Below are 13,578 nucleotides of genomic sequence, written 5' to 3'. Positions count from 1 at the left end.
TGTGCTACCGCACCCCGGAACTCGAAGACAATATCCCGATCAAGCAACTGTGGAAACATTTCAATCCGGAGGTCTACAAAAAAAGGAGGACCTATAAAAAGGCCCTCTGAAAGTTAATTGCTAAAACCGGAATACGCTTATTCTCCCATGGCCGCTGCGACGGCAGCTGATAACCTTTTGTAGGTGCCGTTTTCAAGCCTTTCCCGAATGGATGAGAACGCGTCCAGGGTGATGGATATATCCTCCATGGTATGGGTAGCCGTAGGGATCATCCTGAGCAGGATCAGACCCTTGGGTATAACGGGATATACCACAATTGAACAAAAGATACCGTAATTCTCACGCAGGTCTTTTACCAGAGCCATGGCTTCAGGAATACTTCCGTTGAGATATACGGGAGTTACACAGCTGGAAGTGGTCCCGATATCGAAACCGCGTTCCTTGAGACCTTCCTGCAGAGCCGTTACATTTTCCCACAGCTTTGCCTTGAGTTCAGGCATGGTCCTGAGCATTTCCAGCCTTTTCAAAGCCCCTTTCACATAGATCATCGGAAGGGATTTCGCGAACATCTGTGACCTGAGATTGTATTTGAGATAGTCTATGATCTCCTTGTCTGCGGCCAGGAAAGCGCCTATACCCGCAAGTGACTTGGCAAAGGTGGCGAAATAGACGTCGATATCGTCCTGCACACCCTGCTCCTCCCCTGCTCCGGCCCCGGTCTTACCCAGAGTCCCGAAGCCGTGGGCATCATCCACCAGCAGCCTGAATTTATATTTTTTCTTAAGGGCGGCGATCTCCTTGAGTTTGCCCTGTTCTCCCCGCATGCCAAAGACCCCTTCTGAGATCACCAGGATTCCTCCCCCGGTCTGCTCGGCCATCTTGGTGGCCCGTTCCAGGTTCTTTTCCAGGCTTTCTATATCATTGTGCTTAAAGGTAAACCGCTTCCCCATATGCAACCTGACCCCATCGATGATGCAGGCGTGGGAATCTACATCATAAACAATGATGTCATCCTTGGAAACCAGCGCATCTATGGCCGACATGATTCCCTGGTAGCCAAAGTTGAGGAGATATGCTGCCTCTTTGTGCACAAAAGAGGCCAGTTCTTTTTCGAGTTGTTCATGATATACGGTATGCCCGCTCATCATTCTGGCACCCATAGGATAAGCAGCTCCGTATTCAAGGGCTGCATCTCCGTCTACTTTTTTGATCTCAGGAAGATTGGCAAGCCCCAGGTAATCGTTGATACTCCAGGTGATCACTTCCTTGCCCTGGAACTTCATCCTGTTGGAGATCGGACCTTCTAATTTTGGAAAAACGAAATAGCCTTCCGCCTGGGAGGCCCATCTTCCGAGAGGGCCTTTATTTTCAATAATCCTGTCAAATAAATCTTTCATTTAACCCATTTTGATTTCTGCAAAACTATGGATTTTTGACCACGAATCATAAATTAATTTATGGACGCAAAAAAGGCAGTGGAAGAGGATTCCACTGCCTTTGTATGGCTTTGTTTAATAGGCTTTTACCTGATGATCTCTACCTTTTTCTGAGCACTTTCCTCAACGGAATCCATAAAGCCCTGAGCCTCCATCCATTTATCGCTATAGACCTTACTCATATATCTGGATCCGTGGTCGGGAAAGATGATCACCACCCTGCTATCTTCGGTGAATTCTCCCTGCTCGTGGAGTTGTTTGACGGCCTGCATCACAGCCCCTGAAGTATAGCCCGCAAAGATCCCTTCTTTTTTCGCGATCTCCCTGGCCGTATGGGCACTTTCCTTGTCTGTGACCTTGACAAAATAGTCTATGATGTCAAAATCGGTAGCTTCCGGGATCAAATTCTTACCTAACCCTTCAATTCTGTATGGGTAGATCTCATTCTTGTCTATCTTTCCCGTTTCGTGGTATTTTTTCAGGACAGATCCATAGGCATCCACACCGATCACACGGATGTCCGGATTCATCTCCTTGAGAAAGCGCGCCGTTCCGGAAATAGTGCCGCCGGTACCGCTGCACGCCACAAAATGCGTGATCTGACCTTTGGTTTGTTCCCAGATCTCAGGTCCGGTAGTGCGGTAATGAGCTTCTGTATTCAACTCATTGAAATACTGGTTGATGTAGATTGAATCCTCAGTCTCCTCATGAAGTCTTTTGGCCACTTCATAATAGGACCTGGGATCATCTGCACTAACGTGGGCAGGGCAAACATAAACCTGGGCCCCCATACAACGCAGCATATCTATTTTGTCCTGAGACGACTTGGAACTCACAGCCAAAATACACTTATAACCTTTTACAATGGCGACCATGGCAAGGCTAAAGCCGGTGTTTCCTGACGTAGTCTCAATAATGGTACTGCCTTCCCTTAAAATCCCTTTGCGTTCCGCTTCTTCAATGATGAAGGCAGCGATACGATCCTTGGCCGAATGGCCGGGATTGAAAGATTCCATTTTCGCGTAGAATTCCCCCTTGAGATCCTGGGTGATCTGGTTGAGTTTCACCAGAGGTGTATTGCCGATAAGATCTAGGATGGACTGGCAGGCGTTAATCGATTTTTCCATAGGATAGGTTCATGAGCCTCCGGCAAGGCCGAAAACCCATGGGCAAAATTAACACTTTTTTTTGATTATTGAGAGATTCCTTCTAAATCCAGCAGGAAAGCGTATTCCTTGGCTGTCTCCTTCAAGGCCTCAAACCTGCCGGAAGCACCTCCGTGCCCGGCATCCATATTCGTATCGAGGAAGAGCAGGTTGTCATCCGTCTTATATTCCCTCAGCTTGGCTACCCATTTGGCCGGTTCCCAGTATTGTACCTGGGAATCATGCAGGCCTGTGGATACATACATATTGGGATATGCCTGAGCCCTGACATTATCGTAAGGTGAATACGACAACATATACTCGTAATACACCGGATCATTCGGATTGCCCCATTCGTCGTATTCCCCTGTGGTAAGGGGGATGGAATCGTCCAGCATGGTGGTCACCACATCCACAAATGGAACCGCTGCGATCACACCGTGATAGAGTTCCGGGGCCATATTGACCACTACACCCATCAGCAAGCCCCCTGCAGAGCCGCCCCAGGCATAGAGGTGTTCCGAACTGGTGAATTTTTTCTCGATCAGAAATTTAGAACAGTCGATAAAATCGGTGAAGGTATTTTTCTTGTTGAGCAGTTTTCCATCCTCATACCAGGGCCTGCCGAGGTATTCTCCTCCCCTGACATGGGCAATGGCATAGATAAACCCACGGTCCAGCAGGCTCAGGCGCACACTGGAAAAGGAAGGATCAATAGTGCTGCCATAAGATCCGTACGCGTATTGGAGCAAAGGCGAACGGCCATCCAGGGGCGTATCTTTGTGGTATACAAGGGATATGGCTACCCTGGCACCATCCCTGGCGGTGGCCCAAACCCTTTGCGATCGGTAATTTTCCTCCTTGAATTTACCTCCGAGCACCTCTTCCTGTTTTAATACGGTCTTTTCCCTTGAGGACATATCGAAGTCAATAATGGAATAAGGTGTGGTCATGGACATGTAGATATACCTCAGCAATTGGGTGTCGTAATCCAGGTTGACATAGGGAAAAGCCACATAGGTCTCGTTGTCGAACGGCAAATAGTAGGAATCACTTCCGTCCCAACGGGTCACCTTGATCTTATTGAGCCCGTTGTCCCGCTCCGAAACGACCAGGAAATCCTTAAAAATCTCGATATCCTCGAGAAGCACATCTTCCCTGTGAGGCAGATACTCTTCCCAGTGCTCTGAAGCCGTGGTCTTCCTGGAGGTCTTCATCAGCTTGAAATTGGTCGCCCCGTCCTTGTTAGTGAGGATGTAAAAATCAGAGCCGAAATGATAAATGGAATATTCCAGGCCCCTTGTCCTGGGAGAAAACACCTTGAAGGTTCCCTGAGGATCGTCCGCGTTGAGGAAACGATATTCAGAGGTCAAGGTGCTGTTCGACCCTATGATGATGTAATCCTGGGATTTCGACTTATACACATAGGTGCTAAAGGTCTCATCCTCTTCGTGATAGACCAGTTCGTCCTCTTCTGCCGGGGTGCCCAACACATGCTTGTAAATCTTGTCGGAACGGAGTGTAACCGGATCCTTCTTGGTGTAAAACAGGGTTTTGTTGTCCTTGGCCCAAACAGAACCTCCGGTAGTATTGTCAATTTTATCGGGATACACCTCCCCTGTCTCCAGGTTCTTGATCCTGATGTAATATTGCCTGCGGGAAACCGTATCCGTCCCAAAAGCAGCCAGTTTGTTGTCAGGGCTTACGGAAATGCCAGTAAGCCTGAAGTATTCATGCCCTTCTGCGAGTTCGTTTACGTTGAACATGACCTCTTCCTCCCTATCGAGGCTTTCCTTTTTCCTAGCATAGACCGGATATTCCTTTCCGGTCTCATAACGGGTGATATACCAGTAACCGTTGCGCTTGTAGGGCACAGAGGTATCGTCTTCCCTGATCCTCGACCTCATTTCCTGAAAGAGGGTATCCTGAAGTTTCTGCGTATGGGATGTCATCGCCCGGTAGTATTCGTTTTCCTGTTCCAGGAAACGGATCACCTCCGAATCCTCCCTGTCGTTCATCCAATAGTAATCATCAACCCGGGTATCTCCGTGTATCTCAAGTTTTTTGGGTACTTTTTTCGCAACGGGTGGGGTAATATCAGCCATTTTTTCCTTCTGAGTCTGACAAGAAAACGCAAAAATAAGGGGAATTAGGAGAATGGAGGTTTTTTTTGACAAATACATAGCTGGTCAATAAAATCCGGGCAAATTAGTAAATTTGTCAGTCTAAACAATAAACTATGTTCGGAGATTTTATGGGTATGATGGGTAAGCTCAAAGAGACCCGTGCCAAGGTAGAGGCGACTAAAAAACGACTGGATACCGTCCTTTTGGATGAAAGTTCGGCAGATGATGCTGTTACCGTAACCCTGACCGCAAACAGGGAGATCAGAAGCATTACTCTGGCAGACCATCTTCTGGAAGACAAAGAACAACTGGAAGACCTGCTCGTGGTCACCCTTAACAAGGCCATCGCAAAAGCCACAGGGGTCCAGGAAGCAGAACTTTCTGCCGTAGCCAAGGAAGGCATGCCCAATATCCCAGGCATGGATTCACTATTCAAATAAACCGACTAAAGACCTGGATGTGATTCGGATAAAAAAGGATAAGGATGACCAATACAGTTTTGTGGTCACGGCCAAAAGCGGGAATTCCCTCCTGCAAAGCGTCCCTTTTGCCTCCAGGAAAGAATTGGACGATACCGTCAAGCAACTGCCTCCCCTGGTTTCAAAAACCAACGTTTTTGAAAGACAGACCAGTCATGACGGAAAATTCCACTTTACCCTGAAAAACCAGGAAGGCGCTGTGATCGGCAAGAGTAAACCCTATTCATCCGAGGCCGGAATGGAGAATGGCATTACGAATCTGAAAAACAGAATCTCCTCCCTCCCTTCATCAGAGATCTCTTAGTGTTTGGAGTGTTTTAAGCGTGTGATGGTGCATCTCCTCCGTGTAATCCATATGGGTTACCATCCTTAACTTCCCCTGCCCCATTCCAATGATCCTTATCTGCTTTTCCGTCAGCGCACTGTGGAATCTCTCACTGCTGCATTTGTCTTCGTCTACCTGAAAGATGATAATGTTGGTTTCGATGGGTTCCACCTGCTTTACATAGGGCAGTTTCTGCAGATGATCCCCTAATTCCCTGGCCTTGATATGGTCCTCCTCCAGACGGTTCAGATGGTGGTCCAGGGCGTATATACCCGCCGCTGCCAGGTAACCTGCCTGTCTCATCCCACCTCCAAGGACTTTCCGGACCCTCAGGGCCTTCTCCATGTATTTCTTCTTTCCGACCAAAACGGAACCTACAGGACACCCCAGACCCTTGCTGAGACAGACACTGATGGTATCGAAAAGCTGCCCATAGGATTTGGCTGCCTCCCCTTTTGCGATAAGGGCATTCCAGAGTCGGGCCCCGTCCAGGTGGTATCTCAGTTTATGCCGGTCACAGACCTTACGGATCTCCTCCAATTCTCCAAAATCCCAGCAGGCTCCTCCACCTTTGTTAGTGGTGTTCTCAATACAGACGAGGGAGGTAAGCGGACTGTGATAGAAATCCGGAGGATTGATGGCGGCTTCCACCTGGGAGGCTTTCATCATGCCTCTGTGGCCATCAACCAGTTTGCAGGACACCCCGCTGTTAAAGCTCACTCCTCCCCCTTCATAATTGTAGACATGGGCGTATTTATCACAAATAAGCTGGTCTCCAGGGTTGGTGTGAATCTTGATCGCAGTTTGGTTGGCCATAGTGCCACTGGGAAAAAATAGCGCTGAATCCATGCCAAATAGAGCCGCCACCTTTTCTTCCAGTGCATTGACAGATGGGTCTTCTTTGAAAACATCATCGCCCACCTTGGCAGACATCATGGCCTTCAACATTCCCGATGTGGGCTTTGTAACCGTATCACTGATAAGATTGATCTCCATAGCCTCTCGTCTAATGTTGCGTACAGGCCATGCCTATGGGTGAACCGTCAGGGATCTTTGGGGATGCGATCACTTCAAAATCATCCCTCTCCTTATTAAACTCGTCAATACGCCGAACCATTTCCCGCATGTCAGGATCTCCGGACGTCACCATCCAGGACCTTAGTTGATTTAAAGCTGCTCCCGAAAGGGCATTGACCTGAGGGTGGACCTCCTTGTGAGCGGCGAGGCTCATCAGGTGCATGAGCACACGGTAATTCACGGTTCGCTGTACCTCAGACAGGTAAGGGTCTTTAAAAGATCTTTTCACCGTACTGTTTATAAGCTGATCCAGCAGTTCTTTCAATCCCAATTGTTTCTCATCCACACTTTTTTGCTGGATAAGTCGGGAAGCCCTTTCCGGGTGAAGCAGGAGTGATAGGGTCATATCGGCCGCTGTCTCGGCAGCTGAAAGAGCGTCGAAGGAAACCCCGGTCTTACCGTTGAAAGATTCCCGCGTACCGCCATATCCAATGGCACGCGGTGGAAACAGGGATAATTTTGAAGGGGGGATACTGATCACGGAAGCGTCCAGTGTTTGCAGGATGCTGTTCATTGCCTTTTTTTGTTCAGCCACAGGAACAGTACTTACGACAACCTGTCCATCACCTTTCACAGCGTAGTTATAATCGAGTCCGCCTACTATCTTGGTAGCCGCTTCTGTTTGGTAGCGATGGAAAAAATACAGGGGGACAAAGACGTCTTCCAGCACGGTATTGGGTTCTCCTGTTCTGATGTTGTCTATGGAAAAGTTCTCAATGGCCCTGGAACGGATGGCCAGTAACCGGTCTAGCTCTTCGCTGGCGTCCTTTCCGTTATCCCACAGATGTCCGAGCGCATGTGCACTGCCCATGGGGCGCGCATCCTGGTCTGAAATATACCTGAGTCCCTGTTGATGAGAACGTTTCAGGATAGCCCTTAAACCCTCCTTCTCGGAGACACCCTCGGGAAAATGGGTGTAGGAATAGGCAACGGTTACCTTGTCCCATTCCCCAATACCTGTGTCATACGCCTGGGAGAAGTCGATCTCCCCATCTTTGAGGCGGATATAGGGATGGGGATAGTCCATAACCGAAGCCCGGTCGTTGGTACTGGCCGCAAAATTATGGGCAAACCCCAGGGTGTGCCCTATCTCATGGGCCGATAACTGGCGGATCCTTGCCAGGGCCAGGTCGAGCATAGCCTGTTCATTGTCGTCCCGCTCTGCAAAGGGTTTGTTGCTGAGGGCTTGGGCGATCAGGAAATCCTGGCGGATCCGGAGGCTGCCCAGGCTCACATGTCCTTTGATGATCTCCCCTGTCCTGGGGTCCGTAATGCTGCTGCCATAGCTCCAGCCCCGGGTAGACCTGTGTACCCACTGGATGACGTTGTAACGAACGTCAAGGGGGTCGGCGTCATCCGGGAGCATTTTAAGCTGGAAGGCATCCTTGAAACCTATGGCCTCAAAAGCCTGGTTCCACCACCTTCCCCCCTCGAGCAAAGCGCTTCTGACCGGCTCAGGGGTGCCGTTATCAAGATAATAGACAATAGGTTCAACAGCCTCACTTACGGCGGCATCGGGGTCTTTCTTTTCCAGCCTGTGCCTGGTAATGAAACGCTTGACCAGGGATTCCTCTACCGGGGTAGCATAATCGTAGTAGCTAAAAGGGTAGGAACCCGACCTGGGGTCAAATTCACGCATGCGATACCCAGAATCGGGAAGCTCTATAAAGGAGTGATGCTGGGAAACGGTGACCAGCTCGGGGTTCGGGGTGACCGACCTGATATGATTTCCCGCAGGTTGGCCCTTAAAGGTCAGCATCAGGTCGAACTCAATATTCTTCGGGAAAGCTTTAGTGCGATCCAGATCGAAGGCACTTTTACTTTTATCCAGGCTGTAGCTTCCCTGTCCGCGACTTTTTAAGCGTTCACTCACCCCATGTGCATCCTGCATGAGGAATTCGGTTAGGTCGATGTAGTACCTGCCGTTCGCTTCCTCTTCGATCTTAAATCCAAAGAGGATGGATTTGGCAAAGGCCTGTTCCACGGATTTCTTTTCCAGGGCATTGTCCGTCAAAGCCCTGTATTGAAGATTGGGCTGGATCAACAGCAATTTATTACCTGCCTTTTTAAAAAACACAACTTGTTCATTACCAAGCTGTCCCCTGTCTAGACCTATATCATTGCTTCCAATCCCACTGCTAAGGGAATACACATAGAGGAATTCCTTGTTGAGGTCTTTTACTTCCAGGTAGATCTTGTCTGAAGACCCGTCGTAGTAAAATGGGAAGAATCCTTCATGTTTCTTGAAATCCTTGAGTTTTTCGGTGATCTGGCCGAAACCGGCAATGCAGGCGAGTCCGGCCAGCAGGCATAGTGTTTTTTTCATCTTCAGTGTTTGAGCGCTAAATTTAAAACAAATAGGAGGAAACGCATTCACCGATCAAAAAATTCATCCTGAAGATCCGAAAACCCAGATATTCCAATGTAAAAAATGCAAAATTACACCCTAATTATTATGAAATTCGAGTTTCGAATTCACCTATTTTCCGTTATATTTCCTTCTCAATTAGCAAGGAAGTCATGGCTGCCAAAGACCACACTATTTTTTCATCTTATCAGAGGGATCCCGCCCTTTTTGACGAGCTCTATGACGAAAAAGGCGAGGTTAAAAAGATTTACAAAACCCTGTTTGATCTCTATGGTTCACATTCCATAGAGGATTACATGCGACTGAATGAAAAGGCCAAGTCTTCCTTCTTTAATCAGGGGATCACCTTTCAGGTATACGGGGACAAGGATTCACAGGAAAAGATCTTTCCCTTCGACCTGTTTCCGAGAATCATCGATCCTGCGGAATGGGAGGTGATCGAAAAGGGGGCCATACAGCGCAGCCGGGCCCTCAACCTCTTCCTCTGGGACATCTACCACGAAAAAAAAATCCTGAAACAGGGAGTGGTACCCCTGGAGCTGATCAGTTCCTCAGAAAACTATCTGCACCAAATGATGGATGTGGACCCGCCTGGCGGGATCTACAACCACATCTCGGGAACGGATATCATCAAGCATAAGGACGGAAAGTACTATGTGCTGGAAGACAATATACGCTGTCCTTCGGGGGTGAGTTATGTGATCAGTAACCGCACAGCCCTGAAACGTGCCTTGTTCGGCGTATTCAACCATTACGAAGCCTACACGGTCACCAATTATGCGGAGAACCTTCTGGAACTCCTCGAAACGGTGAAACCTAAAGGAGTGGATAACCCTAATACCGTGGTGATCACCCCAGGTATGTACAATTCCGCCTTTTATGAACATTCCTACCTGGCCAAGACCATGGGGGTGGAACTGGTGGAAGGCAGGGACCTTTTTGTAGAGAATGACTTCGTCTATATGCGCACCATCAAAGGGCCTGAAAAAGTAGACATCATTTACAGGAGGATAGACGATCAGTTTATGGACCCCTTGGAATTCCGTTCGGATTCAGCCCTGGGTGTCCCAGGGCTATTCTCGGCCTACAAAAAAGGAAATGTCACCCTGGCCAATGCACCCGGTACAGGCGTGGCCGATGATAAAGCGGTGTATACGTACATGCCGGAGATCATCAAGTACTACCTGGACGAGGATCCCATCCTGAACAATGTCCACACCTACCATTGCAGCCGAAAGGAAGAATTGGCCTACGTGCTGGAACACATCCCCGAATTGGTGATCAAACCCGTAGATGAAGCAGGTGGCTATGGGATCTCCATCGGAAACAAACTCTCGAAAGAGGAAATTGAAAACGTAAAAAAGCAGATCAAAGCGCATCCCCGTAAATATGTCGCCCAGCCCATCATGTCACTGTCTGTGCACCCGACCTATATAGATGAAACCAACTCCTTCGAACAACGGCATGTAGACCTCAGGACCTTTACGATACTGGGAGAAAACAGGGAATTCGTGCTAAAAGGCGGGCTCACCCGCGTGGCACTGAGAAGGGGTAATCTCGTTGTTAATTCTTCCCAGGGCGGGGGAAGCAAAGACACCTGGGTTCTAAAAAATTGATTGTATGCTAGCAAGGGTAGCCAACAACCTCTTCTGGATGGGACGTTATATTGAACGTTCGGAGCATATTGCGAGATATATGCATGTAAATTATTTCTCCTCCCTCGATGCCCCACACGAAATCTCGAGATCGAGGCAGTTCGTCCTAAGGTCCATGCTCAGGATGGCGGGCGAACCGGTTCCGGGTGAAGGGGAAGAACTCCAAGAGGAAGAGGTATTGTACAAGCTAGCCCTGGACCCGTCGAATCCTTTTTCCATCATCAGCAATGTGAGGTCTACCCGGGAAAACGCCAACAGTGCGCGCGACCTGATCTCGACAGAACTCTATGAATCCATCAACAAATTCTACCATTTTGTCCTGAAATACCCTGTAGACCATTATAAGCAGAAAGGCCTTTATGATTTCTCCGTCAATATCATCGAAATGTCTTCCATCCTAAGAGCCAGGATCAGGAGTACTTTGCTTCACGACGAAGTCTATGCCATCATCCTGCTGGGGGTGAATCTGGAACGCGCCAATCAGCTGATCCGGATGATCAATGCCAAATACCAGGATGCCAAAGAAGCCAGGGGGAGTTACGGGGATACCTTCTCCAAGAGTTTTGAATGGACGACTCTCCTCAAATGCCTGGAGTCTTACGATATGATGCGCAGGCATTACAAAAAAACGCCTACCAGCCTCACCACCCTGGAATTCCTGATCCTGAATCCCAATTGCCCCAGGTCGCTGATGAATTGCCTGAACCAGATCTATAATCACGTCCGTGTGCTGGATAATTCCTTCCGCTACAACAAGAATTCCACCGCCTTTCTTGTAGGGAGGGTGCGTTCGGAGTACCAGTACAAGTACGTCGAGGAGATCGAGGGAAATATACAGCAATTTATTGACGGGATGTTGACGAATTTAGCCGATATTGGCACCCAGATGGAAAACGAATTCTTTCATTACTAATCACCGTTTCCGAAGTGATCAAATACCCGTATGTCTCTAGAATATAGGATCGCCTATAAGGCCGAAAACCAATATGAGCACCCCGTCAAGGAGGCTCGATGGCAGTTCCTGATCACGCCCTATGAGGAGGATGGGCAGAAAGTCACCGCCCTCTCTTTTGAGAATTCCCTGAATTTTCCCTATGAGGTCTCGACAAATGCATACGGTTTCACCACCATGCGCATCCTGGCCAAGGAAGAGTTTGATCGTATTTCCTTTGAAGCCAGTTTCTCCGTTATCAAAACAGCGACCAATCCCTTTGATTTTGACCTGCCCCTGAATCCTGCAGAGGACCTGGAGCGCTACCGGAACCTCCATTTCAGGGTGGAATACGAACCCTTCCTGCGCAGGACCCCTCTGACCACCCTCCAGGAAGAACATTCCAGTTTCTTCGAATACCGGAAGGAAAAGACGGTGTTTGAGAACCTGGTAGACCTGAATCGTTGGGTCTTTGAGAAGATTTTTTACACCCCCGGGGTCACTCATGTAGACACAACTCTGGATGAAATCGTTGAGAACAGACATGGGGTATGCCAGGACTTTGCCCATCTCTTTGCCGCCGTGGCCAGGCAATTTGGCATCCCGTGCCGATATGTTTCCGGGTACCTGCACCAGGGCAACGGGTATTTCGGAGATTCACAGATGCACGCCTGGAACGAGGCCTTTATCCAGGATGTGGGCTGGATAGGATTCGACCCTACCAACAACATCCTCGCGGGAGAGAACCACATCAAAGTTGCCCACGGCAAGGACTATGCGGATTGCGCTCCCCTGAAAGGTATCTTATATTCAAAGGGCGAGAACACTACCCATCACACCGTACAGGTCCACGGGCAGCAACAACAGCAATAAATTTGTAATCGAATTATTCGCATCTCATCAAAAGAGTACTAATTTTACACGAAATTTAAAGGAAATGGTTACTACAGATCAGCAAAAGGATCTCATTGAACGCCTCGGTGCGTTAAGGAGGTATCTTTGACATAGATGCCAAACTTATTGAAATAGAGAACGAAGAAGAAAAGACCCTGGCACCTGATTTCTGGGACGATCCCCAGGAAGCCCAGGAGAAAATGCGGCAGTTACAGGCCAAGAAAAAATGGGTCTCAGATTACAGGGAGGCCGAGACACTTGCCAACGACCTGGAAGTTTTACTGGAGTTTCACCGGGAAGGCGATGTGGATGAAGCAGAATTGAACACACAGTTCGGCAAGGCCCTGGAAGCCATTGAGAAACTGGAATTCAGGAACATGCTTTCCGAGGAAGGGGACGACATGACCGCCATTCTGCAGATCACTGCAGGTGCCGGTGGCACCGAGAGTTGCGACTGGGCTTCCATGCTCATGAGGATGTACCTCATGTGGAGCGAAAAGAACGGATATAAGATCAAGGAACTCAACTACCAGGAAGGGGATGTGGCCGGCATAAAGACCGTAACCCTCGAAATTGAAGGCGATTTCGCCTTTGGCTGGCTCAAAGGAGAGAACGGAGTGCACAGGCTCGTGAGGATCTCCCCTTTCGACAGCAATGCAAAGCGGCATACCTCCTTCGCCTCGGTCTACGTATACCCCCTGGTGGATGACAGCATCGAGATTGAGGTCAACCCGGCCGATATTGAGATCACCACAGCCAGGTCGAGCGGGGCCGGAGGCCAGAACGTAAACAAGGTGGAGACCAAGGTACAGCTGTATCATAAGCCCACAGGCATCCAAATCTCATGTTCGGATTCCAGATCGCAGCACGACAACCGAGCCACAGCGCTTAAGATGCTGAAATCCCAGCTGTATGAGATCGAATTGCGCAAGAAACAGGAGGCCCGGGCCGAGATTGAATCTTCGAAGATGAAGATCGAATGGGGATCACAGATCAGGAACTACGTCATGCATCCCTATAAATTGGTCAAGGATGTCAGGACCGGGGAGGAGACCGGGAACGTCGATGCCGTCATGGACGGGGAAATAGACCTGTTTTTAAAGGCTTACCTGATGATGATGGGACAAAAACACGAAAGCTAA

11 protein-coding genes are annotated in these 13,578 nt (G+C 48.9%); 6 read left to right on the top strand and 5 right to left on the bottom strand.

Features of this window, described 5'->3' with window-relative positions; genetic code table 11:
- Positions 1–137: 137 nt before the first annotated feature.
- The 3 genes from ABYP73_RS00410 to ABYP73_RS00400 all read right to left on the bottom strand — a co-directional run bounded on the left by ABYP73_RS00410 (position 138) and on the right by ABYP73_RS00400 (position 4,764).
- On the bottom strand, positions 138–1,397 hold the full coding sequence (locus ABYP73_RS00410; RefSeq protein WP_372973135.1) for an aminotransferase class I/II-fold pyridoxal phosphate-dependent enzyme: 1,260 nt from the start codon (positions 1,395–1,397) through the stop codon (positions 138–140).
- Positions 1,398–1,522: 125 nt separating this feature from the next.
- The gene (locus ABYP73_RS00405) at positions 1,523–2,563 is read right to left on the bottom strand and encodes a PLP-dependent cysteine synthase family protein (RefSeq protein ID WP_372973134.1); all 1,041 of its coding nucleotides are present in this window, start codon (positions 2,561–2,563) and stop codon (positions 1,523–1,525) included.
- A 65-nt stretch (positions 2,564–2,628) separates the two neighbouring features.
- Entirely contained in the window at positions 2,629–4,764 is a 2,136-nt protein-coding gene (locus tag ABYP73_RS00400; RefSeq protein WP_372973133.1) for a S9 family peptidase, read from the bottom strand.
- 56 nt (positions 4,765–4,820) lie between these two features.
- Here ABYP73_RS00400 and ABYP73_RS00395 point away from each other — a divergent pair, with 56 nt between their 5' ends.
- On the top strand, positions 4,821–5,147 hold the full coding sequence (locus ABYP73_RS00395; RefSeq protein ID WP_372945348.1) for a YbaB/EbfC family nucleoid-associated protein: 327 nt from the start codon (positions 4,821–4,823) through the stop codon (positions 5,145–5,147).
- A gap of 19 nt (positions 5,148–5,166) precedes the next feature.
- Complete coding sequence (locus ABYP73_RS00390; RefSeq protein WP_372973132.1) at positions 5,167–5,490, top strand: YegP family protein; 324 nt, start codon at positions 5,167–5,169, stop codon at positions 5,488–5,490.
- Here ABYP73_RS00390 and ABYP73_RS00385 read toward each other — a convergent pair.
- Both ABYP73_RS00385 and ABYP73_RS00380 read right to left on the bottom strand, forming a co-directional pair.
- Positions 5,476–6,507 (bottom strand): low specificity L-threonine aldolase, encoded by a 1,032-nt coding sequence (locus tag ABYP73_RS00385; RefSeq protein ID WP_372973131.1) that lies wholly within the window; start codon positions 6,505–6,507, stop codon positions 5,476–5,478. The genes ABYP73_RS00390 and ABYP73_RS00385 overlap by 15 nt on opposite strands.
- Before the next feature lie 10 nt (positions 6,508–6,517).
- Positions 6,518–8,914, bottom strand: a complete 2,397-nt coding sequence (locus ABYP73_RS00380) for a zinc-dependent metalloprotease (RefSeq protein ID WP_372973130.1) — start codon at positions 8,912–8,914, stop codon at positions 6,518–6,520.
- 194 nt (positions 8,915–9,108) lie between these two features.
- Between ABYP73_RS00380 and ABYP73_RS00375 the strand changes: the two genes are divergently transcribed.
- The 4 genes from ABYP73_RS00375 (at position 9,109) to prfB (ending at position 13,578) form a co-directional block, all read left to right on the top strand.
- Positions 9,109–10,572, top strand: a complete 1,464-nt coding sequence (locus ABYP73_RS00375; protein ID WP_372973129.1) for a circularly permuted type 2 ATP-grasp protein — start codon at positions 9,109–9,111, stop codon at positions 10,570–10,572.
- A gap of 4 nt (positions 10,573–10,576) precedes the next feature.
- A complete protein-coding gene (locus ABYP73_RS00370; RefSeq protein WP_372973128.1) occupies positions 10,577–11,524 on the top strand; it encodes an alpha-E domain-containing protein in 948 nt (315 codons plus the stop codon).
- A gap of 30 nt (positions 11,525–11,554) precedes the next feature.
- A complete protein-coding gene (locus tag ABYP73_RS00365) occupies positions 11,555–12,415 on the top strand; it encodes a transglutaminase family protein (protein ID WP_372945710.1) in 861 nt (286 codons plus the stop codon).
- 64 nt (positions 12,416–12,479) lie between these two features.
- A protein-coding gene (gene prfB, locus ABYP73_RS00360; protein WP_372973127.1) for a peptide chain release factor 2 occupies positions 12,480–13,578 on the top strand; the annotation gives its coding sequence in 2 pieces (ribosomal slippage) (positions 12,480–12,542 and positions 12,544–13,578; 1,098 coding nt in all).

It is taken from the genome of Muriicola sp. (assembly GCF_041567615.1).
Taxonomy (GTDB): domain Bacteria; phylum Bacteroidota; class Bacteroidia; order Flavobacteriales; family Flavobacteriaceae; genus Muriicola.
Note: the sequence above shows the minus strand (reverse complement) of the source record. Positions and strands in the feature narration are given on the sequence as shown.